The organism is Streptomyces europaeiscabiei, assembly GCF_036346855.1.
In the GTDB taxonomy this organism is placed as follows: domain Bacteria; phylum Actinomycetota; class Actinomycetes; order Streptomycetales; family Streptomycetaceae; genus Streptomyces; species Streptomyces europaeiscabiei.
In genome coordinates this window covers 6,475,702-6,502,041 of record NZ_CP107841.1, presented here as the reverse complement: position 1 = coordinate 6,502,041, position 26,340 = coordinate 6,475,702, and the positions used below count along the sequence as shown (strand labels likewise).

16 protein-coding genes are annotated in these 26,340 nt (G+C 72.0%); 5 read left to right on the top strand and 11 right to left on the bottom strand.

The window, feature by feature from the left end; genetic code table 11:
• Positions 1–66: 66 nt before the first annotated feature.
• Complete coding sequence (locus OG858_RS28525; RefSeq protein ID WP_086746296.1) at positions 67–627, top strand: pyridoxamine 5'-phosphate oxidase family protein; 561 nt, start codon at positions 67–69, stop codon at positions 625–627.
• Positions 628–641: 14 nt separating this feature from the next.
• Here the strand turns inward: OG858_RS28525 and guaA are convergent, their stop codons facing one another.
• Positions 642–2,222 (bottom strand): glutamine-hydrolyzing GMP synthase, encoded by a 1,581-nt coding sequence (gene guaA, locus OG858_RS28520; RefSeq protein ID WP_328544291.1) that lies wholly within the window; start codon positions 2,220–2,222, stop codon positions 642–644.
• Between the two features lie 363 nt (positions 2,223–2,585).
• Between guaA and OG858_RS28515 the strand changes: the two genes are divergently transcribed.
• Positions 2,586–2,882 (top strand): chorismate mutase, encoded by a 297-nt coding sequence (locus OG858_RS28515; protein WP_086746297.1) that lies wholly within the window; start codon positions 2,586–2,588, stop codon positions 2,880–2,882.
• 524 nt (positions 2,883–3,406) lie between these two features.
• Here OG858_RS28515 and OG858_RS28510 read toward each other — a convergent pair.
• From OG858_RS28510 to OG858_RS28500, 3 genes are all read right to left on the bottom strand, one after another.
• Positions 3,407–4,147 carry a hypothetical protein gene (locus OG858_RS28510; protein ID WP_256960153.1) on the bottom strand — a complete coding sequence of 247 codons (741 nt, stop codon included), beginning with the start codon at positions 4,145–4,147 and terminating at the stop codon, positions 3,407–3,409.
• A 299-nt stretch (positions 4,148–4,446) separates the two neighbouring features.
• The gene (locus tag OG858_RS28505; protein ID WP_086746298.1) at positions 4,447–6,237 is read right to left on the bottom strand and encodes a GMC family oxidoreductase N-terminal domain-containing protein; all 1,791 of its coding nucleotides are present in this window, start codon (positions 6,235–6,237) and stop codon (positions 4,447–4,449) included.
• Positions 6,238–6,335: 98 nt separating this feature from the next.
• On the bottom strand, positions 6,336–7,967 hold the full coding sequence (locus OG858_RS28500; RefSeq protein ID WP_086746299.1) for a succinic semialdehyde dehydrogenase: 1,632 nt from the start codon (positions 7,965–7,967) through the stop codon (positions 6,336–6,338).
• A gap of 393 nt (positions 7,968–8,360) precedes the next feature.
• Between OG858_RS28500 and OG858_RS28495 the strand changes: the two genes are divergently transcribed.
• A complete protein-coding gene (locus OG858_RS28495; protein WP_328544292.1) occupies positions 8,361–8,531 on the top strand; it encodes a hypothetical protein in 171 nt (56 codons plus the stop codon).
• Here the strand turns inward: OG858_RS28495 and OG858_RS28490 are convergent.
• The gene (locus tag OG858_RS28490; protein ID WP_319068079.1) at positions 8,528–9,919 is read right to left on the bottom strand and encodes a diacylglycerol/lipid kinase family protein; all 1,392 of its coding nucleotides are present in this window, start codon (positions 9,917–9,919) and stop codon (positions 8,528–8,530) included. The two genes, OG858_RS28495 and OG858_RS28490, sit on opposite strands and share 4 nt — an antisense overlap.
• 344 nt (positions 9,920–10,263) lie before the next feature.
• Here OG858_RS28490 and OG858_RS28485 point away from each other — a divergent pair, with 344 nt between their 5' ends.
• A complete protein-coding gene (locus OG858_RS28485; RefSeq protein ID WP_256960154.1) occupies positions 10,264–11,172 on the top strand; it encodes an alpha/beta hydrolase in 909 nt (302 codons plus the stop codon).
• 157 nt (positions 11,173–11,329) lie between these two features.
• On the opposite strand, the gene OG858_RS28480 is transcribed toward OG858_RS28485, so the two are convergent.
• The 6 genes from OG858_RS28480 to OG858_RS28455 all read right to left on the bottom strand — a co-directional run bounded on the left by OG858_RS28480 (position 11,330) and on the right by OG858_RS28455 (position 24,830).
• Positions 11,330–13,093 carry a serine/threonine-protein kinase gene (locus OG858_RS28480; protein ID WP_319265999.1) on the bottom strand — a complete coding sequence of 588 codons (1,764 nt, stop codon included), beginning with the start codon at positions 13,091–13,093 and terminating at the stop codon, positions 11,330–11,332.
• A 92-nt stretch (positions 13,094–13,185) separates the two neighbouring features.
• Positions 13,186–15,012 (bottom strand): serine/threonine-protein kinase, encoded by a 1,827-nt coding sequence (locus OG858_RS28475; RefSeq protein ID WP_327748465.1) that lies wholly within the window; start codon positions 15,010–15,012, stop codon positions 13,186–13,188.
• Positions 15,013–15,552: 540 nt separating this feature from the next.
• Positions 15,553–17,319 carry a serine/threonine-protein kinase gene (locus OG858_RS28470; RefSeq protein WP_328545300.1) on the bottom strand — a complete coding sequence of 589 codons (1,767 nt, stop codon included), beginning with the start codon at positions 17,317–17,319 and terminating at the stop codon, positions 15,553–15,555.
• 154 nt (positions 17,320–17,473) lie between these two features.
• The gene (locus OG858_RS28465; RefSeq protein ID WP_328544293.1) at positions 17,474–20,311 is read right to left on the bottom strand and encodes a protein kinase; all 2,838 of its coding nucleotides are present in this window, start codon (positions 20,309–20,311) and stop codon (positions 17,474–17,476) included.
• A 388-nt stretch (positions 20,312–20,699) separates the two neighbouring features.
• Positions 20,700–22,883, bottom strand: a complete 2,184-nt coding sequence (locus tag OG858_RS28460; protein WP_328544294.1) for a serine/threonine-protein kinase — start codon at positions 22,881–22,883, stop codon at positions 20,700–20,702.
• Between the two features lie 240 nt (positions 22,884–23,123).
• The gene (locus OG858_RS28455) at positions 23,124–24,830 is read right to left on the bottom strand and encodes a glycerol-3-phosphate dehydrogenase/oxidase (RefSeq protein ID WP_319066246.1); all 1,707 of its coding nucleotides are present in this window, start codon (positions 24,828–24,830) and stop codon (positions 23,124–23,126) included.
• Between the two features lie 282 nt (positions 24,831–25,112).
• Here OG858_RS28455 and OG858_RS28450 point away from each other — a divergent pair, with 282 nt between their 5' ends.
• Complete coding sequence (locus OG858_RS28450) at positions 25,113–26,321, top strand: nucleotide sugar dehydrogenase (RefSeq protein WP_319266005.1); 1,209 nt, start codon at positions 25,113–25,115, stop codon at positions 26,319–26,321.
• Positions 26,322–26,340 lie beyond the last annotated feature (19 nt).

The window sequence follows — 26,340 nt, the reverse complement described above, 5'->3', positions numbered from 1 at the left end:
CGTTCGTCGTACGTCGCTCGGGGTAACCGGACAGTGGTTGTCGGGTATCCGCGCGAGACTCGACGTATGCCGGAGAATCTTTCGAACTGGGGCGCGTTCGTCGCCGCCGAGCCCGAGCTCGCACAGACTGTCGAGGCGCGCTTCGGCGCCTTCACCCATCACACCCTCGCCACCCTCCGCAGGGACGGCTCCCCCCGTACCACCGGGCTGGAGGTCCGGTTCGTGAACGGGGAGCTGTGGCTGGGGATGATGTCGGGCTCCCTCAAGGCGCTCGATCTGCGCCGCGATCCCCGTTTCTCGCTGCAGGCCAACCCGGGCCCCGGCACGGAGATGGGCGGCGGTGACGTCAGGGTGAGCGGGCGGGCGGTCGAGGTCGACGACCCCGCGGTCAAGGCGGCGTACGGCGCGGAAGGCGAGGCGAGCGGCGAGGCGAGCGGCGGGGAAGGCGCCAAGGACACCGCCGCGGAGAAGAGCGGAGACGGCGAAGAGGTGGAACCGCCGGAGCCGTTCCACCTCTTCCGCACCGAGCTGACGGAGGTCGTACGGACCTACGTCGAGGACGACAAGTACCTGGTCGTCCAGGTCTGGAAGCCCGGAGAGCCGATGCGGACCCTCAAGCGGACCTGACCCTCAAGCGGGGTCTACTCCCACTCGATCGTCCCCGGGGGCTTGCTCGTCACGTCGAGGACCACGCGGTTGACGTCCGCGACCTCGTTGGTGATGCGGGTGGAGATCTTCGCGAGGACCTCGTACGGCAGCCGGGACCAGTCGGCGGTCATGGCGTCCTCGGAGGAGACCGGGCGAAGGACGATGGGGTGGCCGTAGGTGCGGCCGTCGCCCTGGACGCCGACGGACCGGACGTCCGCCAGCAGCACCACCGGGCACTGCCAGATGTCACGGTCGAGGCCGGCCGCCGTCAGCTCCTCGCGGGCGATGGCGTCGGCCTCGCGGAGCAGGTCGAGCCGGTCCTTGGTGACCTCGCCGACGATCCGGATACCGAGGCCGGGGCCGGGGAACGGCTGTCGCTGGACGATCTCCTCCGGGAGCCCCAGCTCCTGGCCGACCATCCGGACCTCGTCCTTGAAGAGCTGGCGGAGCGGCTCGATCAGCTGGAACTCGAGGTCCTCAGGCAGGCCGCCCACGTTGTGGTGGGACTTGATGTTGGCCGTGCCGGTGCCGCCGCCGGACTCGACGACGTCCGGGTAGAGGGTGCCCTGGACGAGGAACGCCACCTCGGGGCCCTCGTCGGCGATGATCTCCGCCTGGGCCTGCTCGAAGACGCGGATGAACTCGCGGCCGATGATCTTCCGCTTCTGCTCGGGGTCGGAGACCCCGGCGAGCGCCTTGAGGAACCGCTCCTCCGCGTCCACGACCTTCAGCTGGACGCCGGTCGCGGCGACGAAGTCCTTCTCGACCTGCTCGGTCTCGTTCTTGCGCATCAGACCGTGGTCGACGTACACGCAGGTCAGCTGGGAGCCGATGGCCTTCTGCACGAGGGCCGCGGCGACGGCGGAGTCCACGCCGCCGGAGAGGCCGCAGATCGCGCGCTTGTCGCCGACCAGCTCGCGGATGGCCTCGACCTGCTCCTCGATGACGTTGCCGGTGGTCCAGCTCGGGGTGATGCCCGCGCCCCGGTAGAGGAAGTGCTCCAGGACCTGCTGGCCGTGCGTGGAGTGCATGACCTCCGGGTGGTACTGGACGCCGTACAGCTTCTTCTCGTCGTCCTCGAAGGCGGCGACCGGTACGACGTCGGTGGAGGCCGTCACCGTGAAGCCCTCGGGGGCGGCGGAGCAGGCGTCGCCGTGGGACATCCACACGGACTGCTCGCCGGGGGTGCCCTCGAAGAGGGTGCTGCCGGCCTTGGAGACATGGAGGGGTGTACGGCCGTACTCGCGCGCCCCCGTGTTGTCGACCGTGCCGCCGAGGGTCGTGGCCATCAGCTGGAAGCCGTAACACATGCCGAAGACGGGGACGCCGGCCTCGAAGAGCGCGCGGTCGAGGCGGGGGGCGCCCTCGGCGTAGACCGAGGAGGGGCCGCCGGAGAGGATGATCGCCGCCGGGTTCCTGGCGAGCATCTCCGCGACCGGCATGGTGCTCGGCACGATCTCGCTGTAGACCCGGGCCTCGCGGACCCGTCGGGCGATGAGCTGGGCGTACTGGGCGCCGAAGTCGACGACCAGGACGGTGTCGGGGACGGCGGCAGCGGGGTTCGCTGATGACACGGGGTGCCTTCCGGCGGTCGGGCGGGGGTCTGTGCGGTCGAGTCTACCGGGGTGCCGACTCCCCCAGTGGGCCCACTGGGAGGCTCCGCCCCCGAGCGCCCGAGGACCTCTGCCCACCCCACCACCCGCTCGGGCCCGGAAGGCTCCGCCGTACCGCATGGCATACTGACCCCCATGCTCAGGCACACGACCTTCCTCTTTACCTATGGCAACCGGCCCACCGGCTGCCATGGTCGTGTTGCTTGAGTCACTGACAAGCGACTTCCCCAGGCGCCCCGGGCCGACAAGGTCCGGGGCGTCTGGCGTTCTCCGGGTCCTACCGCTTCGGGGAGCCTCTTCCGACCTTCCGACGAGGAGCCTCCTATGACCGCCACCGACGTGACCGCCATCGACGTGACCGGCGCCCGTACCTCCGAGGCGGCCGGTGTGATCGCCGGCGCCCGTGAGCGCATCGACGCGCTGGACGACCGGATCATCGGCCTGATCCAGGAACGGGTGGCGGTCTCCGCCGTGATCCAGGAGGCCCGGATCGAGTCCGGCGGCCGCCGGGTGAACCTCTCCCGCGAGATGGAGATCCTCGCCCACTACAGGGACGCCATCGGCAAGCCCGGCACCGCGCTCGCCATGACCCTCCTGGAGCTGTGCCGGGGGCGCATCTGACCGGCGGACGTACGTACGCCTGCCCTCTCACCCGTACGGCGCGTGACCGTCGTACGACACGCTTCGTTGGTGTCGGTGTCCGTGCCAGCCAGGTTCGGGCCCGAAAGAACCACGCGTGGCTCCGCTGGAGCGATGAGGCGTACGGATCGTGCCGTGCGCCGTGGGACCTCGCTCCATGGTTGTGACCGGACGGCAGGGGACAGCAGCCCGGTCACGCAAGAGAACGGTCGGCTCCGGGGACGCCCGGGGCCGTCCGGCGGAATCCGTTCCGGGGCGGTCGAAGCGGTTGCGGAGGCCGTTGTCCGTCCCTCACGATGCGGAACGGTCCGCCACCGAACGCCCTGGGTCGACACCGGGCGCACGCCCCGGTGCGCCGGAGCGCCGACCCCGGTTCCACCTTCCGAGCCAGCGGCGCAATCCCCCGGCGCCGCTTCGAGGCACCGGCGCTGCCCTGACGTCGGTGCTGACGCAGAAGGGCCCCGCGACTTCCGTCTCGCGGGGCCCTTCGTCATGCCGTGGTCCGCTCAGCCGGCGACCTTCTCCACCTTCGCGACCTGCGCGTCGAGGATCTCGTCCGGCACCTCGGCCTTGTCCGCGTCGAGCATGTTCATCGAGTAGAACCCGATGAGCGTCGAGCCGCTGCGCACCACCGTGAAGGACATCGGGATCTTCGCCCCCTCGATGTCGGCCTTCAGCTTGTACGCGACGGCCTCGTCCCCCTGCTTCGGGGCAGCGAGGGCCTCGATGTCGGTGTACTTGTTGCCGACGTGCTCGTACCCGTCGCAGCTCTCCGTCGCCTTGCGCAGGTCGGCGATGACCTTCTCGGCGCCGCTCTCCTCATGCGCGGCAAGGGCGAGGGAGATGACGTTGGCGGAGAGCTCGTCCTCCGCGGTGAGGGTGCGTCCGGCGCGGGCCTTCGGCTGCGGGTCCGAGGTGAAGTTGAACATGTTCGCGAGCGGCTGGCAGGTGGCCGGCTCCGCGGGAACGGGCACGGCCGGCATGTCCTCCGCGGGCATGTCGGCGATCTTGTAGCCCTTGACGTCACCCTTCGCGAGGGCGGCCTCCTTCAGCTGGGCCTCGGTCAGCGCGGCCTTCCCTGCCCCGTCCTGCTCGTTCTTCGCGTCCCCGGCGGCCGTGGCGCTGCCGACGGCCGACGGCTTGGCGTCCGCGTCCTTGCCCCCGTCGCTCCCACCGCACGCCGCAGTGAACCCCAGCGCGGCCGCGACCGAGACAGCCACCGCCGCCCGCGACATCGTCGACTTCATGTCCCCCACCTTCATGTCCCCCACCCTTACGGCTTTCATCACATGCCTCACAGAGGCCTCTCAGGCCACATCAGATCATGTGTGCGACATGGCGCCACAACCGGTTTCGGGTCTCACTTCAGCCCCAGGCATATGTGACTCACGTCACACGAAAAAACTGTCATCACAGGGGCAACCCTTCACACCACCCACGGGTCACACCTGGCACACGAGAGAAGGACCCGCGCTCGGAGGGGGGTGCGGGTCCTTCTCCGCTGTCATGTTCCTTGTGCCGCTTCCTGAGTCCGGGCCGACTGCTTCTACTTCTTCGGCGGTACCTTCGGCACCGGCATCAGCGGCAGCCGCAGCGCGCCGAAGGCGTCCGCCGGGACCGCCGGGTGCGCGGGCTCGACCGGGCTGAGGCGTTCGTAGCCGGAGCCGGAGGCCGGGCGGTGGTCGGGCTCGCCTTTGTTGGGCCAGTACGACATCGCGCGCTCGGCCTGCGCGGTGATGGTCAGGGACGGGTTCACGCCCAGGTTCGCGGAGACGGCGGCGCCGTCGACGACGGAGATGCCGGGGTGGCCGTAGAGACGGTGGTACGGGTCGATCACGCCGTCGGCCGCGGTGGCGCCGATGGGGCAGCCGCCGAGGAAGTGCGCGGTGAGCGGGGTCCCCATCAGTTCGCCCACGTTGCTGCCGGCGAAGCCGTTGATCTCGGCGGCGATGGTGGAGGCGGCCGTCGAAGCGGCCTCGATCTGCTTGGGGTTGGGCGCGCCGTGCCCCTGACGTGCCGTCAACAGTCCTTTGCCCAGGCCCTTCGCCTTCAGGTGCGTCGACAGGGAGTTGTCCAGGGACTGCATCACCAGGCCGATGATGGTCCGCTCCGACCAGCGGCGGTTGGAGAGGGAACGGGCCACCAGCAGGGGGTGCTTGGCCGCGTACGCCAGCCAGCCGAGCACGCGGGAGGCGTCCGACGCGGTGCCGCCCGCGTACGGGACCTGGAGGATCGACAGGCCACCCATCGCGTTGGAGCCCTTGCCGTAGCGGACCGGCTCGATGTGGGTGTTCTCGTCGGGGTGGATGGAGGAGGTGATCGCCACACCCCTGGTGAAGTCGACCTCGGGCGCGCCGTGGGCCTTGCGGTAGCGGCGCCTGTCGGTCTGGGCGCCGACGAGGGCCTCGGAGTTGGTGCGGGTCAGCATGCCCAACCGGTCCGAGATGTGCGGCAGTTGACCGTTCGCCTTCATACGGTGCAGCAGGGTCTGGGTGCCGTAGGTGCCGGCCGCGAGGACGACCCGGCGGGCCTTCAGCACCCGGGACGCGCCCTTGCGGCGCTCGTCGGTCGGGAGGGTCGTGACGGCGTAGCCGCCCTGCGAGTCCTCGGTGAGGGCGACGACCGTGGTCATCGGGTGGACGACCGCGCCCGCCTTCTCGGCGAGGTGGAGGTAGTTCTCGTTGAGGGTGTTCTTCGCGCCGTGGCGGCAGCCGGTCATGCACTCGCCGCACTCGGTGCAGGCGTTGCGGGCAGGGCCCGCGCCGCCGAAGTAGGGGTCCGCCACCTGCTCGCCGGGGGCGGCCTTCGCCTTGCCGTCGGCGTCCTCCCCGTCGCCGAAGAAGACACCGACCGGGGCGAGGTGGAAGCTGTCACCGACGCCCATCCGCTCGGCGGCGGCCTTCAGGTGCACGTCCGACGGGGTCATCGTCGGGTTGAGCCGTACGCCGAGCATGCGGCGGGCCTGGTCGTAGTACGGCTTCAGCTCCTCCTGCCAGTCGGTGATGTCCTTCCACTGGGGGTCCTCGAAGAACGGTTTCGGCGGTACGTAGAGGGTGTTGGCGTAGTTGAGGGAGCCGCCGCCCACACCGGCTCCGGCCAGCACCATGACGTTGCCCAGCAGGTGGATGCGCTGGAGGCCGTACATGCCGAGGGCCGGGGCCCACAGATAGTTCTTGAGGTCCCAGGAGTTCTTGGGGAGGGTGGCGCGGGTGAAGCGGCGGCCCGCCTCCAGGACACCGACCCGGTAGCCCTTCTCCGTGAGGCGGAGGGCGGTCACCGAGCCGCCGAAGCCTGATCCGACCACGATGACGTCGTAGTCGTAAGCGTCTTGAGGCACGTTTGCTCCTCGTTGAGTGTCCGTGCGGGCCGTCCGTGGTCGCTCGCGCCGTTCCCCGGCGCCGCGCCCCCGAGAAGGGGCGCGGCCTCAGCGCGGCTTCAGCGCAGCCTCAGCGCCTTCATCGCCCTCAGGCTGCGGCTCATGAACTGGGCGTACTTCTCGTCGTCCATGCCGAAGGACGGGGCCATCGGGAGCAGGCGCTGCTGGGCGACCGTCTGGGCCTCCGTGTACTTGAGGATGCCCTCGGAGCCGTGGCGGCGGCCGAGGCCGGAGTCCTTCATGCCGCCCATCGGGGACTGGACGCTGCCGTAGGCGGAGGCGTAGCCCTCGTTGACGTTGACGGTGCCGGCGCGCACACGGGAGGCGACCTCGCGGCCGCGGCGGCCGTCCTTGGTCCAGACGGAGGCGTTGAGGCCGTACGCCGTGGAGTTGGCCTCCGCGATGGCCTCGTCCTCGTCCGTGAAGCGGTAGATGGAGACGACCGGGCCGAAGGTCTCCTCCGTGCACACGGACATGGGTTCCGTGACGCCGTCGAGGATCGTGGGCTCGTAGAAGTAGGGACCGATGTCGGGGCGGGCCACGCCGCCCGCGACGATCTTCGCGCCCTTCTCCACTGCCTCGTCGACGTGGCGGGTGACGGTCTCCAGCTGGCGTTCGCCGACGAGGGAGCCCATCTCGGCGCCGTACGCGAGGGACTTGCCGAGGCGCATGGCCTTGGTGCGTGCGGCGAAGCGCTGCACGAAGGCGTCGGCGATGGACTCGTGGACGTACAACCGCTCTATGGAGATGCAGAGTTGGCCGGCGGAGGAGAAGCAGGCACGGACGGCGCCCGCGGCCGCCTTCTCTATGTCCGCGTCCTGAAGGACCAGCATCGCGTTCTTGCCGCCGAGTTCGAGGGAGACGCCGACCAGACGGGCGGCGGCGCCCTGGGCGACCTCGCGGCCGGTGCGGGTGGATCCGGTGAAGGAGACGTAGTCGGCGTGCCTGACGACCTCGGGGCCGATGACGGGGCCCTCGCCGAGGACGACCTGGAAGACGTCGGCGGGCAGCCCGGCCTCGATGAGCAGGTCACGGGCCCACAGGGCGGTCAGGCAGGTCTCCGTGTCGGGCTTCATCACGACCGCGTTGCCCGCCACGAAGGCGGGGATCGCGTCGCCGACCGAGAGTTCGAGCGGGTAGTTCCAGGGGGCGATCTGGCCGATCACCCCGCGCGGGTGGCGCAGCTCGGTGACCTTGGTGAGGGTCGGTACGGCGCCGGTGTGCCGCTTCGGCTTCAGGTAGAACGGGGCCTTGCGGCCGTAGTGGCGGGCGGCGACCGCGACGGCCTGCACCTCCTCGTGGGCGTGGAGGCGGGCCTTGCCGGTCTCCAGCTGGATGAGGTCGAGCACCTCGGCCTGGCGTTCCAGCACCAGGTCGTGGAAGCGAAGGAGGACGGCGGCGCGCTCGCGCACGGGCCGCTGGGCCCAGACGGCCTGGGCGGCGCGGGCCCGCTCGTAGGCCTTCTCCACGTCCTCGGGCGTGGACTCCGGCAGGTCGGCCAGCTTCTCACCGGTGAACGGTGTGTGGTTGGCGGTCCGGCCGGAGCCGACCACGCCCTTGGTGAGCTGGGCGACCAGTTCGGGGGTGACCACGTCGGCGGCGGTACGGGCGCCCTGCGGCGCTGCCGCGAGGGGGTTGGTGCCGGTCGTCCGTGCCGTGCCGGTCTTTTCGGGGGCCTGCGAGTCCGTCATGACGCGCAGGGTATTCCGGACCGGACGACTTTGGGTACCCGGCGGTAACAGGGATTCACCGGGCGTACACACCATGCCAGTGATCGCTGGCAACGAAGTCGCTGATCAGCGCGGCGGGCGGTGCCGTGCGGGCGCGAATGCGGCGTCGATCACCCCGGCCGATTCGTCGACGGCTCCCCGCCTCACGGATCTTCAGCCGGTCCGGTGCGCCCTTGAACACCGCCGTGCGCTTCTGTCGTCCGCCGGGTCCTGGGCGGCGGGCGTGGAGCGACTTGGGCCGCCGGCCGGTGGGGCGGTGGGGGCCCTTCCGCTCGCCCGAGCCGGGAGCTCGACCGAGCCGGGAGTGGGCAGGTGTGCCGGGCGCCTTGGGCGCCGTGCCGGACTGCCAACGCCGTGGGCGCCGTGGGTGCCTGCCGGACGGCCACCGCCCTGGGCACCGTGCCGGACTCCCAACCCGTGGGCGCCATGGGAGCCTGCCGGACGGCCACCGCCCTGGGCACCGTGCCGGACTCCCAACCCGTGGGCGCCGTGGGCGCCGTGCCGGACGGCCAACGCATGCCCTAACGCCACCGGTCCCACAACCGCTGTGCCCACCCGTACCGTTCGCGGTGCTTGGGCAGGGCCGTGCGGCCGACCGCGGCGGCGAGCTTGCGCAGTCGGCGCCAGTCCAGGGGCGGCTTGGGCTCGGGAACGCCGGGGCGGTCCCGGGGCACACGGACGCGCAGGGCCTTCGGCGAGACCCGGCAGTGGACGGGGGTGGGCAGGAGGAGGGCCTCACCGTCGACGCCGACCTCGATCTCGGGCCGGTCGGCCTCGACGACGATCTCGTCGGCGACGAGGAGGCTGAGGCCGGGGGCGTTCGGGCCGAGGACCATTCCGGCGGCCTCGGCGGCGCTGTCGACGCGGACACCGACGACGCCCAGCACTCCGGCGTCCAGCCGTTCGCGGCGGCCGAGGCCGACGAGGTCGTCGCTGCGGTAGACGTTGTTGCTGACGAGGACGGCCTGGGGCGCGTCGATGACGGCGTCCCCGATGCGGGCGGTGAGCCGCGGTCCCCGCTGGTGCGTGAGCAGTTCGGGCAGCAGTTCCAGGGTGGTGCGGACCTTGTCGTCGCGGTAGGCGGGGCTCTGCACCACGGCGGCGTACGCGCCGAAGGAGGCGTTGTTGACGAAGGGGTGGCCGCTGGCGTAGCCGAGGTCGACGTGGAGTTCGACGCCCTTGTCGGTGAGGGCGTCGAGGCAGGCGGCGGGGTTGTCGCGGTCGAGGCCGAGGTCCATGGCGAAGTGGTTGCGGGTGCCGGCGGAGATGACGAGGAGGGGGACGTCGTACGCCGCCGCGATGGCGGCGACCTGGGCCTGCGTGCCGTCGCCGCCGGCGACACCGAGGAGGTCGGCGCCGTTCCTGACGGCGTCCCGGGCCAGTATGGCGACGTCCTCGTGGTGCGCGGGGTCGAGCAGATGGACCGTGGCGCCGAGCCGCTCGGCCCGCTCCTTCAGCCGGAAACGCTCCACCTTCCCGCCCCCGGACCTGGGGTTCATGATGAGGAAGGGGCGGGTGGGGGCGGGTGTGCGGTGCTCGGGCACATGCACCTGGTGGGACTTGGTGCTGCTGAGGGCGAACTTGCCGGACCAGACGGCGACGGCCCACAGGACGGCGGAGACGATCACGACCCACAGCAGGTTGACGGCGGCGAACCACCAGATGACGCCGACCGGCGCGGCCACGGCCAGCGCGCCCGCCGCGATCCGGACGGCGCCGCGGTGGATCAGCACCCACCACAGCGAGGCCACGGTGAGGCCGACGCCCAGCACGACGCCGACGACGAGCAGCAGGCTCGCCTCGCGCGCGTAGCCGAGCGGCAGCAGTACGGCGAGTGCGGCGCAGCCGAGTGCGGCCCTGGCCGCCCAGCGCTGTCTCGCATGAGCCCACACGTCCAGGTGTTCGATGCCCACGCTCGCTCGCCCCTCGCGCCGATCATGCCCTTGACACGGCATGTTAGGGGCATGAGGCCGGACAAGGCGATGGCTCCGGGCACCGGCCGCGTCACCCCTGGGCCGTCTTCACCACACGGCGAAGGGCGGCACACGGACAAGAACACTCACCAATGCTTTCGAACCAGGCATTTCGCTCCAACCACCGTACCCACTTGGTACTTGTTCGAGTGGGCCGCCTATAGTCCGGCTTGCTCGCGCGCGCAGGCCGTGTGGGCGCTCCCCCTGCTGCGGACGTCACGGTCGGTTCGCGCGCCCGGGGACAACGGTCGCCTGCCGTCGGGTCGTTCGAAGGACAGGTGGCCGTGCGTCGGCTCTGGGGTTGTCTGATTCTCTGCGCCGCGGCAGTCGCGGCCCTCCTCATCTCGGACACGCGCGACAGCGCGGCGGCCGACCGCAACGAGGCCACGTACTCCTACGGTTCGCACACCCGCCAGACCCTCGACGCCTACTGGAACGGCGCCGGTGAGGAACGGGACGGGAAACAGGCGGGCATCGTGATCCTGCACGGCGGTCACTGGTCCGAGGACACCGGCTGGGCCACCTGGTCGCGCACCTTCGCGGACGCCGGGTACGCCGTCTTCGCCGTCGACTACCGGCTGAACTTCGACGCCCCCTGGCCCGCCCAGCGGACCGACGCCCTGTCGGCGCTCGACTGGATCCGCGACCACGCCGCCGACTTCGACCTCGACACCAACCGGCTGGTGCTCCTGGGCTCCTCCTCCGGCGGCCAGCTGGCGACCACGGTCGCGACCTACCGCTCCGGCAACCACGGCCTCGACGGCGTGGTGGCGCTGTCCCCCGTGGTCTCCCCGTACCGCGCCTGGCAGGACGGCAACGCCGCCACCGCGACGGACGGGCAGCGCAGGCTCCGCGACAACGCCGTCGTTCTGGCGCGCTGCTCCCCGGACGTGCCGGGCACCGACACCTCGTCCACGCACCCCGGTTGCCGGGAGACCTGGAACGACATGGCGGCCAACAGCCGTGCCTCCGGCGCCGACGACGCCCCCATGTACCTGCTCCACTCCAAGGGCGACCCCGTAACCGTTCAGCACTCGCTCGACCTCGAAGCGGCCGAGGAGAGCGACCACAACATGCCCGCCAACGGGGTCACGGTGAAGACGGTGGCCGGTTCGTCGCACGGCGGAGCGCTGCTGGACGAGCCGGGTGTGGCCGACCGGGTCCTGGCCTGGATCGCCGAGAGGACGTACTGAGCGCCGTACAGATCGCTTCCCGCTCCCCGACACTTACGGCACCGGCGGCACCGTCCGCTCGCCCTCCGCTTTCACCGGCACCGACGCCCCGGCCGTCGCCCCCGCCGTCACGCTTGCACTCGCACTCGCACTCGTACTCGTACTCGCCCGAGGCGACCTACATGTGGTCGATCTTCAGGTTCGCGATGACCGTACGGGCCATCTCGCGGCCCTGCTCGGTGAAGTGCCCCTTGCCCGGATAGTCGATCCAGATCCGGTACATGTCACCGTTGCCCGCCTTGTAGTACAGGACCCGTGCCTCACGCAGCCGTGGGGCCTGGCTGTCCGTGCTCGTGTACACGATGGTGTTCTCTGCGGCCTCGTGGTCCTTGAACTTCGACTCCTGCGGCCGCCCCTTCGGCGCGGGGTCGACGGCGACGTCCAGCGTGTACTCGCCGTCCTTGACCAGCTCCCAGTCGGCGTACGCCCTGTCCAGCGCGACGGCCGGGATCTCGTTGTCCTTGTCGTCCTTCTCGACGTCCCGGTCGACGTTGATCCGGATCAGCCCGCTCGGATCGCTGTACTGCGCGAACGTGCCGTCGGTGTCGTCCGGCTCGAACTTGTCCTTCACGAAGCCCCCGGGCACGCCCACGCTCGCGGCGACCTTCGAGCCGAGGTCCCGCTGCTTCCAGCCGTCCGGCAGGGGCCCCGCGAAGGGGTCGGCGATCACCACGTACGCCGTCACCGCCGCCGCCACGACCACCACGCCGAGCCCGACGACCGCCGCCGAGACGACCACCGCGCCGACCCCGGCGAGGGTCTTGGCGCCGATCCTGATGCCCTTGGTGTCCCCCGCCGGGGGCCCGGTGACCTGTTGGACCACCCGGGTGACCACGGGCGCCGGCGGGTTGGCGGCCGTCTCCAGCAGCTCGCGGACGCGGGCGGCGGTCGGGCGGCGCGCCGGGTCCTTCTGCAGCAGGCCGTTGATGGCCTCGGCGAGCGGACCCGTGGCCGAGGCCGGCGCCGCCGGCGTGGCGTTGAGGACGGACTGCAGGGTCGCCGGCGTGTTGCTGCGCCGGAAGGGCGACACGCCTTCCGTGGCGGCGTAGAGGACGACGCCGAGCGACCAGAGGTCCGAGGCGGGGCCGGGCCGCTGGCCCAGCACCCGCTCGGGGGCGATGTACTCGGGCGAACCGACGAAGCCGCCGGTGTCCGTCAGGTTCGTCTCGCCCTCGATCTGGGCGATCCCGAAGTCGGCGAGGACGACCCGGTCATGGCGGCCGAGGAGGACGTTGTCGGGTTTGACGTCACGGTGCAGGATGCCCGCCGCGTGCGCTGCCTCCAGCGCGCCGAGCACGTCGAGGCCGATTCTCGCGGCGTCACGCACCCCGAGGGTGCCCTCCTGGAGCGCGTCGCCCAGCGAACGCCCCCGCACCAGCTCCATCACGATCCACGGCTGGCCGTCCACGACCGCCACGTCATGCACGTTCACGACCGACGGATGATCGAGCCTGGCCGCCGCACGAGCCTCACGGCGCATCCGCTCGAAGGCGTTGGCCCGTTCGCGATCGGGAAGATGGTCCGGTACGCGGGGCTCCTTGACGGCGACCTCACGATCCACCGTCTCGTCCTTCGCACGCCACACCGTGCCCATACCGCCATGGCCGAGCTTGGCGAGCAGCCGGTAACGGCCCGCGATCAGCCGCCCGGTGCCGGGCTCCTGCGAGGGCTGAGGCTGCTGCGCCGACGGCTGCACCGGTGACGACGGCTGTACCGGTGACGACGGCTCCGGCCGCGCCGCCACCCGGGTCGGCTGCGCGTACGGGTTCCCCGGGTACGGCGCACTCGGCTGCGGCGGTTGCAGTCCGAAACTCGTCGGCTCATCCGGCCCGTAGCCGGCCCCCTGGCCGGATCCGTAAGGGGCGCCCCCGTTGCTGCTCATACGTTCATCTGTATCGCGGCAAGCGCTTCGGCATCCACCCCCGTCGCTTTCCGGTCACAGACCCGTGACGCGGAACACCACTTATCTCCGCTTTAGTTACGTACGAACGTGTCCACCGCCACGTCGAAGTACTCCTTCGCCTCGCTCACCTTCCCGACCGGCGCCGACACCCACACGTCGTACAGCCGCCCGTCCTGCTCCCAGCACAGGTCGTACGTGTGCCGGGGTCCCTCCGCCGCACTGAAGCCGTCCCAGGTGAACTCCCAGAGCGCGGCGGGCCGCCCGTCGTGCGTGGTCTCGGCGACCCTGCCGTCGCGGTAGCCGGGGTTCGTGGAGGGCCCTTTCTCATGGGCGCGCCGCATCACCCCGGCCGGCCCGCCCTCCTCCGGGTCGTCGAGCTTGATGCCGATACGGATCATCTGCCCCGGCGACATGTAGAAGACCCGCTCTCCCTGCGGCTCCCGCGTGAAGTCGTCCGGCACGGCGAGGCTGAAGCCTTGCTCGTCCTTCGCGAGCCGGTACCCCGAGGGCACGGTCGGCGCGGTGGCCGCCCGTGAGCGTGTGACGGTGGGCGTGGCGTCGGCCGACGTACCGGACGTGCCGGACGCGCCACCGGACGTGCCGGACGCGCCACCGGACGTGCCGGACGCGCCACCGGACGTGCCGGACGTGCCACCGGACGTGCCGGACGCGCCCGAGGTGGTCGGCGCGCCCGTCGTACGCGACTCGCCCGGCGTCCGCGGTGCCGAACTGCTCGGCGTGCCGCCCCCGCCCTCTCCACTCCCGTCCCGCATCAGCAGCGCCGCCGCCGAGACGCCCGCCCCGGCCATCGCCGCCACCAGCGCGGCCGCGACCAGCACACTCCGGGCGGAGTACGGCTGCCGCTGCTGCGCGGGCTGCTCCCGCAGGGACGCCACCGGGCCTCCAGCGGGCGGCCCCGACTGCGACTGCCCGGCCGCCGACGCGTTCCGGGCGGGGGCCCCGGCAGGGTCCGTGCGCTGCGCGTCCCGGCCCGGGCGCGGCAGGTCCCGCCGGGTCGGGGTGTAACCGGTCGACGTCCTCGGGCTCTTCGTCGTCTTCGGTGTCCTGCCGGTCTCCCGGAAGGCCCGCAGCAGCCGCTCCGCCTCCGCCGCGTCGAGCCGCCGGTCGGGATCGCGCTCCAGCAGCCCCCGTACGACGGGGAGCAGCGGCGCGGCCTGCGGGGGCGGCCGGATCTCGTCGACGACGACCGCGTGCAGGATGCCGCCCAACGAGTCACGCCGGAACGGCGATTCCCCGCTGAGCACGGCACACAGCAGCGCGCCCAGCGACCACAGGTCGGACTCCGGCCCGGTGCGGACCCCCGACATCCGCTCCGGCGCGGTGTATTCGGGCGAGCCGACGAAGGACCCGCTCTCGGTGAGCGTGGTCGCGCCGGCGACCTGGGCGATGCCGAAGTCGGTGAGGACGACCCGGTCGGTGCCGGTCTCCAGCAGGACGTTCGCCGGCTTGAGATCACGGTGCAGCACCCCGGCGTCGTGTGCCCGCCGCAGCGCGCCCAGCAGATCGATCCCGATCCGCGCGGCCTCCCGCGCGTCGACGGGCCCCTGGTCCGCGAGCCGCTCCGCGAGCGAGCCGCCGTCGATCAATTCCATGACGATGTAAGGGCGTTCGTCCTGCTCGACGACGTCGTGCACGACGATGATGTGCGGATGGCTGAGCCGGGCGACAGCCCGCGCCTCCCGCAGGGTGCGCTCGCGCCGTGTGCGGGACCGGTCCTCCGGGAGCGAGTCGTCGAGGGCCAGCTCCTTGACCGCCACCTGCCGACCGAGGAGCTGGTCGGTGGCGCGCCACACGATCCCCATACCGCCGCGGCCGATCCTGGCCTCCAGCCGGTAACGACCCGCTATGACACGGACGTTCTCCCCCTCGGTCCCCATACGCCCCATCATGCCGCACCGGACCGGAACCCTCCGGTGCCGTGTGACGGCCTGGCCGACAAGCGACGTACGCACGACTCGCGAGCGCCTCACGAGCGCCGTGCGGAAGGCTCACGCGTGGGGCCGGCGTGTGGGTCTGCGGGTGAGGGGAGCGCGGGTGAGCCACCGTGCGGAGCTCGCATGTGGGCCTTCGTCGGGTGCCTGCGTGCGAGGCGGCGTGTGGCCCGTGTCCCCCGCGTGCGCGCGGGACCCGAACGCCGAGCCCGAACGCGGGCCCCGAAGCCGAGCCCGAGCACGGGACCCGAACGCGGAGCCCGAACGCCGAGCCCGAACGCGGGACTCGAACGCGGAGCCGCGAAGGTGCTTCGCGGTTCACGCCGCAGACGCCCGCTCCGAGCCCCGCCTCACTCCGCTTCCCCGCCGCCCCGCGGCTGCCTCAGCGCCGGCTCACCACTGGCGCGCCGCTGCCTCTCCGCCGACTCCGCATGCCTCTCCGCCGACTCCCGTGTCGCGCGCCGACTCCCGTGTCGTACCGCCGCCTCACCGCTGCGCAGGCCGCCAGCTGCGCAGTACCGCGTAGAACTGCTCCTCCGCCGTGTCCCAGTCCGCCGCGGGCGAGGACATGTAGATCGTGTACTCGACGCCGTCCCGGGAGAGATACATCTGCTCGATCGCCCGGCGCGGCCCGGGTCGGAACTCCGTGCTTGTCGCCGGCGCGGTCCAGGTGAAGTCCCACAGCGCGCCCGGCCGGTCGCGGTAGATGTTCTCCTCCAAGGTCACCTGCTGGTAGTCGGACCGCGTCCGCACCTGCTCCTCCAGGTCGAGCTGGTGGTGGTATGGACTGTCGAAGTCCGGCGAGTCGTCCACGGCGACCCGGAGGAAGTGTTCACCCTTGTCGGGGGTGTAGTCGATCTGCGTCCCCGTCACCTGGCGCTTCCACCCCTTGGGCAGAGCAAGGCTGAAACCCTCCGGGTCCTCGACCCGCTCCCACCCCTCGGGCACCCCGTCGGCCGGCTGATCCCCGTCCTCAGCCTCGTCCGTCCCGTCCGTCCCGTCCGTCCCGGCCGTCGCGGAGCCGCTCCCCGCACGCCACCCGTCCGCGTAGTGCGCCGCGACGGCACCACCACCGCCGACCAGCACGGCCAGCAGGAGGACGAGCGCGACCGTACGACCCCGGCGCCGCTTGGCAGTGGGCGCGGCAGGGAGGACGGGGGCACCGCCGGCGGGCTGATGGACGGTGGCCATCGGGGTGGCCGGGGTGCCGAAGCCACCGCCGGTGGACACGTCATGGCCCCCGGCCAAGGCCGCACCCCCGGTGGAGTGCCCCGACGCCTGCGCGCCGCCCTGATACTCACCATGCGCACCGTGCACGTCCTCCGTACCGCGCGCGCCCCCACCATCCGCTCCACCGGGGCCGGCCGCAACACCCGCGCCGTCCCCCGCGCCCCCCGGCTGCTGCCGGGTCGGCACATACGCCTGCGCCACCCGTGGCCGACGCCCCTCCGCCGCCTCGGCGAGCATCTGCTCGGCCTCGTCGGCAGCGGGTCTTACGGCCGGGTCCTTGCACAGCAGCGCGGTGATGACGGGCCCCAACGGCCCGGCGGCCACGGGTTCGGCGGCCTCCTCGCCCACGACGGCCTGCATGGTGGTGAGCGGTGTGGTGCGCCGGAACGGCGACTTGCCCTCGACCGCCGTGTACAGCGTGGCGCCCAGCGACCACAGGTCGGAGGCGGGCCCGGGGTCGTGCCCGCGCACCCGCTCGGGGGCGATGTAGTCGACGGAACCGACGATCTCGCCGGTCCGTGTGATGGTCGTGTCGCCCTCGACCTGCGCGATGCCGAAGTCGGTCAGCAGGACCCGGCCGTCCTCGGCGAGCAGCACGTTGCCCGGCTTCACATCGCGGTGCAGTACACCGGCGCGATGGGCTGCGCCCAGCGCGCGGAGCACCCACATCCCGATCCGAGCCGCCTCGCGTGCCTCGACGCGCCCCCGCTCCCTGACCGCGTCGGCCAGTGAGACGCCCTCGACCAACTCCATGACGATCCACGGCCGGTTGTCGTGTTCCAGCACGTCGTGCACGGTGACGACGGCCGAGTGGTTGATCCGTGCCGCCGCGCGCGCCTCCGCCCGGGTCCGCCGCAACAGGATGGCCTGCTCGTTCTCCGAGACATAGAGCGCGGCCGTCAGCTCCTTGATCGCGACGGCCCGGTGCAGCACCTCGTCGTGCGCACGCCAGACCCGTCCCATGCCACCGCTGCCGATCGTGTCGACGAGCCGGTAGCGCCCCGCGAGGAGCAGCCCCTGCATCTGATTCACGTTGCCCCGCAATGTTCTTGACAGGTTCAGACTAGGGAGCGGCCCGCGGCCCGGGGAACCGGCCGGGCCGCACAGGGACAGCACTGTGACGGTTCTCGCTTCCGCGACCGGAGCACAACCTTCCGCGGCCGGGCCGGACAGCCGCTCAACCGGTCGCCTTGTACGTGTCCGCCGCCTGTTCGTACAGCCGCGTGACCTCGTCCCGCTCCGCCTCCGGCCCCCGCAACTGCACCACGTGGTACCGCCCGTCGAGGAGTATCACGAGGTTCCGTACGTAGACGCCGCGCCCCTCGGAGTCCTGCCAGGTGAACTGTCCCTCGGCCGAGGTCACCCCGCCCACCTCGATCAACCGCATCCCGGTGGACGTGGCCCAGGACGAGTCACGGAACGGCTGCAACTCGCGCTCGTCCTCCCGCTGGTACTTCAGCGGATCACTGCCGTACGTCGCCGTGCGGTCCCGCCCGGGGACGAGGATCAGCTCGAAGTCGCCCTGCGAGTAGACGATCTGACCGCGCCCGTTCTTGGCGCTGCGGTCCCAGCCGCTGGCGACGGCGACCTGGAACCCCTCGGGGTCCTTGCGCAGAGTGAATCCCTGGGCGACCTCGGAGTCACCGGTCTGCGGTTGCGTCGCACCGGACGACTCCGACGGGCTCGCCCCGCTCTGGCCCTCCTCGCCTCCGTCGGGCGAGTTCGAGTTCCGGTCGGGCCGGGGCTCACTGCTCGCCGCCGGCGCCGAACTCTGCTGCCCGGCGCTGTCCGTACGGCTTCTCGTGTCACCGCCCTCACTGCTCGGCGCGGCCTTCGGCATGAACACCAAGGCGTACGTGACCGCAGCCACCAGCGCGAGCAGGATCAGCAGGAGCAGGTTCCGGCCGAGTTTGCGGGGCTGTGGGGGCTTCTCCCGGGTGCGCTTGTGTCGGGCGTGCGCGCTCGTCGCGGGCAGCCCGGCCCGGCGTCTGCGGACGAGCTCGCCCCGCCGCCGCACGATCGGCAGCCGGCTGGCGTCCACGGGCGGCGCCGGCACGACATGCGCACCGGCCTCGGGCTCGGGCGCCGACCGGACCAGGGAACGCAGCCAGCCGCGCAGCTCCTCGAAGTCCAGCCGCTCGATGGGGTCCTGGCGCAGCAGGGACTCCACGACCGGCCGCAGCGGTCCGCACTCCTCGGCGAACGCGGGTGGCTCCGCGCACACCATCTGCACCAGCTCGGCGGTGTTCTCCTCCGGGTACGGCGCGTGCCCCTGCACGGCCCGGAACAGCAGCGCCCCGAGCGCCCACAGATCCGTCGACGGCCCGATCGGCGCCGCCAGCTGCCAGTTCTCGTGCACCGGCCCGGCCTGCTCCGGCGCCCAGCGCTCCGTGACCGGCCCGACCACGGCCATCCGCGCCTGCCGTGCCCGCTCGGCGGCGAGCGCGGTCGCGGGCCCCCGCCGGGGAGCGGCCCCGCCGTCGGCGCCGTCCCAGGGGGCGGCGTCCGTGACGCCGGTGGAGTGCGCGGCAGCCCTGTCCTGCACGGAGCCGGCGTGCGTGCCGACGCCGTACGCGGGGTCGGCGTGCGCAGCGGTGTCGTACGTGGAGTCGCCGTACCCGGGGCCGCGACGCGAGCCGTGCCCCGGTGTCGTGTGGGTGCCGGTGTCGCCGCCGTCGAAGGTGTCGTCGCCCCGACCGCCCTCACCTGACGCACCACGGGGTGGACCGCCGCCGTACGGCGAGGAGGCACCGGGCGCCGCGGTCCCCCGGCCGTCACCGCCGGGCGCGGCCCTCCCGGCACGCGGCAGCGCGCCGTGCCAGGCGCTCGTGGCGCCGCCGTTCGCGAGGACACCGTAGGGGTCGGCGATCTGGCCGAGCGGCATCGGGCGCGTCCCCGCGCCGGAAGCGGGGTCGCCGTCCCGGCCCGCCCCCGCCGCCGTACCGTCCCGCGACGCGGGCCGCTGCGCGGGCAACCCCGCACCCGGCCCGCCGTGTTGGTCGTCCTGCACCCGGGCCGCGGCCCGCGCGCCCGCCCGGTACGCGGCGATCGCACCGGCCCGCGCCGCCCGAGCGTCACCACCGGCCTCCAGCGCGCGCTGCCCCCCGGAGGGGGCCGTGGCCGGCGCCGCCGCCCTTCCCGCCCGTGCCTCTATCGCGGCCCGCCGAGCAGCTTCGGGGTCCTCGCCCCCGCCACCGGGCCCGCTGCCACGGGAACCACCGAACGTGCCCCCGCCGGTACCCCCCGGCAGGGCACCCCCGGGCGCCGAGGCCCCGCGCGCCCCGGGAACGCCACCGGGCGGCACCGGGTCACGACGCGGACCCTGCCCCCCGCCGGCCCCCACTGCAGGCACTCCCACACCGCCGCCGGGAGCCACGGGCGGCCTGTCCTCGAACTCCCGCACGGGCACGGGGTCGTACCCGCACAGCGCCTCTTCCGCCGCCCCGGCCGCCAGCCCGGTCAGCATCACCCGGCCGTCGTCGCAGACCAGCACCGTGCGGGCGGTGATGTTCCGGTGGACCCAGCCGTGGGCGTGCAGCGCCCGCAGGGCGGTGAGGACGTCGGAGGCGATCTCGGCCGCCCGGTACGGGGTCAGCGGCTGCTCCGCCAGCAGCGCGGCGAGGGGCCGTGCGGACACCAGTTCGCTCACTATCCACAGCGAGCCGCCCTCGGCGAACACGTCGAAGACCTGGTCGAGCCGCGGATGGTCGGGGATCTGCGCGGCGGCCTGCGCGGCCTCGATGGCCCGCCCGACAGCCGGGTCCGTGGACCGGCGCGTGGTCCGCGCCGCACCCCGACGCCCTCCGCCGTCCCGCGCCACATACCCCTCGGGCAGCCCGTCCGCGTCGAGCATCTCCGCCTCGACGACCTCGGGCAACGGCACCTGGCGTACGAGGACTTCCTGTCCGCTGTAGGTGTCGAAGGCCCGGACCTCGGAGGCGAGTTCGTACTCGTCGGAAGGTGGCAGCGGCAGGCGATAGCGGTCGGCGAGTACTCGCCCCGCGAATTCGTCCACAACGCCCTCCCCCGGCCGCCCGGTTGGTCAATTCCGTTCGCCTTGCGTCCCGTTCCGCTCTTGAGGCGTAAGGTCCGCAGCCCTTCACGATACGTGCCGGAGGCAACTCACATTGACTCGATGCGATATCTCGTTCGTCTCGAATGCACTCGAACGCATCCGATCTTCCCCGGCAGACCCGTCCCCGAACTCACCCGGCGGGCACAAGTCCCGAAGCCGAGCTCACATCGGGGGAACTCACCCCGACCCTCGCCCCCGCACGCCCCCGCACGGCATGCCGAGCCGAGGCACGAAACCGCACACAGCCACAGCTCCAAGCGCACCGGCGCACAACACCCCACCCACGCGCGCGCCTGCGCACACCGTCACGGGCGGGGTGTCCGGCGCCTCACGACTTCGGCTTGAACGTCTTCGTGAACGTCCGCCATGTGTCCTTGCGCAGCTCACCGCTCCACTTCGACGCCTTCGCGGTGTACATCAGCGCGTATCCCTGCTGGGAGTCGACGACGAATCCGCGGTCGATCGACCGGTACTTCGTTCCGCGCTCCACATAGGTGAACTCCCAGTCGGCCGCGTTCCAGCCCCGGTAGTCCACCGCCTCTATTCGCACCCGTTTGTACTGAGAACGCACCATGTACTGCTCTTGGTTCTTCCAGTCCGCGACCGGGTCGTTCTTCGGTGTGGTCGTCCAGGCCACGAGCAGCCGCTGCCCGTCGGGACCTGAGAAGCGGGCGCCCGCGGCGTCCGTGGACTGGTACTTCCACCCGTCGGGCAGCCCGATCGAGAACCCCTGACTGCCCTTGTACGTCTCGGTCGCGATGCTCCCCGAGCCGCCGGAGCCGTCGCCGTTCACCGACCCGTTCGACCCGCCCGAAGGGCTCGGCGAACTGCCCCCGGATCCGCTCGAACCGTCGGCTTCCTCCGTCGTGTCACCGTCCGGACTGGGGTCGGACCCCTTGTCCTTGTCCTTCTCCTTGCCCTTGTCGGCGTCCTTGGTGTCGGCGTCGCTCCCCGACGCCGACCCGCTGGACGCCACCGCCTTGGTGCCGGCGCCCTTGCTGTTGTTGGAACTGCCTTCGTCATTGCCGAGGGTGAGCGCCAGCACGGTCCCGAGGACGGCCAGCACCACGGCCACGGCGATGACGGCCAGCGTCCGCCGCGACACCACGTCCGTGATCGGCGCCCTGGGCACCGACCGCGGCGGCAGATCCGGCGGCGGCACCTGGGGCCATCCGGAAGTCCGCCCCGCCGAAGCGGCGTTCCCCGCACCGACGCCCGCGCCCACACCGGCGCCGGCGGCACGCGGTCCGGGCACCCCTGGCGCCGGCCTGCCCGCGGTCTGCCCCGAGCCACCGCCGGCCTTCGCGGCATCGGCACCCGACGCCACCCCGACGGAGGCGGACCTCGTCGTCACAGCCGCCCCGGACGCGGCCGGAGACACCGCGCCGGCCCCCGCCCCACCGGGAGCCCCGCCGAGCACTCCACCGGAGGCACCCCGCTCGCCACCGCCACTGCCACCGGCACCGGCGGCAGTTCCGGCTCCCGCCCCGGCCGCGCTCTTCCGCATGGACCACCGAGGCGCACGCGGCCGCTCGCCGCCGCTCTCCTTGGCCCCGGCCCCGGCGCCGCCGGAACCACCCTTCTTCGGGCGTTCCTCCGGCACGGGCGGCAGCGGTACGACCCTCGTGGCGTCCGCCGGCTCGACGTCCTTGGGGTCGGGCGCGTGGATCACGGTGTTGAGCATCGCCCGCGCACCGACGTCGTCGAGCCGCCGCTCGGGGTCCTTGGTCAGCAGCCCGAAGATGACGTCCTTGAGGGCCCCGGCGCGCTTCGGGTCCGGCACCGGCTCGGTCATCACCGCGGTCAGCGTCGCTATGGCCGACCCCTTGTCGTAGGGCGGCACCCCCTCGACCGCCGCGTAGAGCAGACCGCCCAGCGACCACAGGTCGGCCGCGGGCCCGGGCTTGTGGCCACGCGCCCGCTCCGGCGAGATGTACGAGGGCGCGCCCACGAGCATGCCGGTCGAGGTGATGGAGGGGTCGCCCTCGACCTGGGCGATACCGAAGTCGGTGAGGACGACCCGGCCGTCGTGCTTGTCGATGAGCACGTTCGACGGCTTCACGTCCCGGTGCAGGATGCCCTCACGGTGCGCGGCCCGCAGAACGTCGAGAATGGCGAGGCCGACCTCGGCGGCCCGCCTGGGTTCGAGCACCCCGTCCTCACGGATGACCTCGGCGAGCGACTTGCCCTCGACGAGTTCCATCACGATCCACGGCCGGTCGTCCTCGTGCACGACGTCGAACACCGTCACCGCGGCGTTGTTACGGATCCGCGCGATCGCCTTGGCCTCGCGCAGCGTGCGCGTGATCAGCCGCCGCTTCTCGTCCGCGTCGATGCTCGACGGGAACCTCAACTCCTTGACGGCGACCGTACGGCCCAACGTCTCGTCCTCGGCACGCCACACCGTGCCCATGCCGCCGCGACCGAGGACCCCTCCCAGCCGGTACCGCCCGGCGAGGAGACGTGCGTCCTTGTCCTGACGGGAATCCCCAGCCCGCTGCGCCTCCGACATGCGTCCCCTCATACAACCCGCCCTGACAGAGCCTCCATTGTCACCCACCCGCCAACCGCCCCACGCCCAGGGCCCCCTCAACCAGCCACGCCGGGCCGATTCCAGCCCGTCCGGCGCTTGAGGACGAGCCCGAAGGGCGACAGGAGGGGGTCCGGGGGCGCGGCCCCCAGGGACGGGAAGGGTGGGGGCGGCGGGGCGAAACCAACCACCCACCACCCCCTGCCGGCCCCAACCTCCCACCTACAACGGCACGATGTCCGGCGCCCCCAACCGAGCCGCGTCCGCCGTCAGGTCGTCCGGCTGCCGCTGCGACTCCCGCTCCGCCTCCACCCTCTTCTCGTAGTGCTGAACCTCCCGCTCGATCTGGTCCTTGTCCCACCCGAGCACAGGAGCCATCAGCTCCGCCGCCTCCCGCGCACTCCGCGTCCCCCGGTCGAAGGTCTCGATCGAGATCCGCGTCCGCCGAGTCAGCACGTCATCGAGATGCCGCGCCCCCTCGTGCGAAGCCGCGTACACCACCTCGGCCCGCAGATAGTCGTCCGCGGCCTGCAACGGCTCGCCCATCGACGGATCGGCCGCGATCAGATCGAGCACCTCCTCGACCGCCGACCCGTACCGGTTCAGCAGATGCTCCACCCGCACCACATGCAGGCCGGTACTCGCCGCGATGCGCGCCCGCGCGTTCCACAGCGCCCGGTACCCCTCCGCCCCCAGCAGCGGCACATCCTCGGTGACGCACTCCGCGACCCGCTGATCCAGCCCGTGCACGGCGGCGTCCACCGCGTCCTTGGCCATGACCCGATAGGTCGTGTACTTGCCACCGGCCACCACGACCAGCCCCGGCACCGGATGCGCCACGATGTGCTCCCGCGAGAGCTTGCTCGTGGCCTCCGACTCCCCCGCGAGCAGCGGCCGGAGCCCGGCATAGACCCCCTGCACGTCGTCCCTGGTCAGAGGCACCGCCAGGACCGAGTTCACATGCTCCAGCAGATAGTCGATGTCCGCGCTGGACGCCGCCGGATGCGCCTTGTCGAGGTCCCAGCCGGTGTCGGTCGTCCCCACGATCCAGTGCCGCCCCCAGGGGATCACGAACAGCACGGACTTCTCGGTCCGCAGGATCAGCCCGGTCGTGGAGTGGATCCGGTCCTTCGGTACGACCAGATGGATGCCCTTGGACGCCCGGACGTGGAACTGCCCCCGCTCACCCACCATCGCCTGGGTGTCGTCGGTCCACACCCCGGTGGCGTTCACGACCTGCCGGGCGCGGATCTCGTACTCCCCGCCGCCCTCGACGTCCTGCACCCTGGCCCCGACGACCCGCTCGCCCTCCCGCAGGAACCCGGTCACGCGCGCGCGGTTGGCGGCCTTCGCCCCGTACGACGCGGCCGTGCGCACCATCGTCGCCACATAGCGGGCGTCGTCCATCTGGGCGTCGTAGTACTGCAACGCGCCGACCAGTGAGTCCTTCTTCAGACAGGGCGCGATGCGCAGGGCGTGGTGGCGGGTCAGATGACGATGGACCGGCAGCCCCCTGCCGTGCCCGCGCGCCATCGACATCCCGTCGTACAAGGCGACGCCCGAGCCCGCGTACCACCGCTCCCAGCCCTTGTGCTGCAAGGGATAGAGGAACGGCACGGGCTTCACCAGATGGGGGGCCAGCCGCTCCAGCAGCAGCCCGCGCTCCTTCAACGCCTCGCGCACGAGGGCGAAGTCGAGCATCTCCAGATAGCGCAGACCGCCGTGGATCAGTTTGCTCGACCGGCTGGAGGTGCCGGACGCCCAGTCACGTGCCTCGACCAGGCCCGTGGACAGACCGCGCGTCACGGCGTCCAGGGCCGTGCCCGCACCGACCACGCCACCACCCACGACCAGCACATCCAGCTCGCGCTCGGCCATACCCGCCAGTGACTCGGCGCGTTGCGCCGGTCCCAGTGCCGCTGTCCTCACCGCTGCCTCCCGATGTCGGTCGCGCCGGCCTCACCTGTCGATGTCCGTCAGGCAGGACCCGGTTCACATCCCCCTGCCCAAAATTCTGACCGTGTTGCCCGACTTCGGCCACCACCAGCCCCCAGCCTGTGGATAACTCCGCAGGACGCGCACAGAAAAACAATTTCCCAATCCCGCATATCGGTCATATTTACTCCTAGTGTGACATTGCGCTCGCTCGTCCAGTCCACAGGGCTTGCGCGCCTGTCCCGCTTCGGTTATTGGGAAGGACGGCCACACGCCATGCCCGCAGATCTCGCCGTCATCGGACTCGGCCAATTGGGGCTGCCGCTGGCCCAGGCCGCCGTCGCCGTCGGCATCCCCACGCTCGGTTACCGCACCGGCCCCGACTCCGGCTCCCTCACCTCCGGCGAACTGCGCCGCATGCTCGCCCGCGGCTTCAAGCCCACCACCAACCCCGCCGAACTGGGCCGCGTCCGTACGGCGGTCATCTGCGCCCCCACCTCACCGGGCGCCGACGGCTCGCTCGACCTCACCCGGGTCGAGGAGGCCGCGCGCACCCTGGCCGCCCGGCTGCGCCCGCACACCACGGTGATCCTGGAGTCCCCGGTCCCCCCGGGCACCACCGAGGAACTCCTCCGCCCACTCCTCGAAGAGGGTTCCGGCCTACGCGCGGGCCGCGACTTCCACCTCGCCTACTCCCCCGCCCGCGTCGACCCGGGCAACCGCGACTTCGGCCCCGCCAACACCCCCAAGGTGATCGGCGGCCTCACCTCCGCCTGCACGGAATCGGCGGCGGCCTTCTACGGCCGCCTCACCGACAAGGTGGTACGCGCGCGTGGCCTGCGCGAGGCGGAGACGGTCCACCTCCTGGAGACCAACTACCGCCACGTCAACATCGCCCTGGTCAACGAGATGGCCGCCCTCTGCAACGACCTGGGCGTCGACCTGTGGGACGTCATCCGCTGCGCCGAGACGAAGCCCTTCGGCTTCCAGGCCTTCCGCCCCGGCCCCGGCGTCGGCGGCCACGCCCTCCCCCAGGACCTGTCGGGCCGCACCCCCCGCTCACTCCGCATGGTCGAACTGGCCCAGCGCGTCAACAACCGCATGCCCCAGTACGTCGTCCAGCGCGCCGCCACCCTCCTCAACGAGCACGGCAAGTCGGCCCGGGGCGCCCGCGTCCTGCTCCTCGGCGTCACCTACAAGCCCGACGTCCCCGACCAACAGGGCACCCCCGCCGACGAGATCGCCCGCCGCCTCATCGAACTCGGCGCCCATGTCAGCTACCACGACCCCCACATCCCCACCTGGAGCGTCCTCGACCGCCCCATCCCCCGGGCCGACTCCCTCTACGAGGCCACCGCCGACGCCGACCTGACGATCCTCCTCCAGCAGCACCGCACGTACGACCTCCAGGGCTTGTCGGTGAAGGCCCAGCTCCTGCTGGACACCAGGGGGGCCACGCCCACGGGGGCGGCGCACAGGTTGTGAGAGGGGGCGCACGACGCGG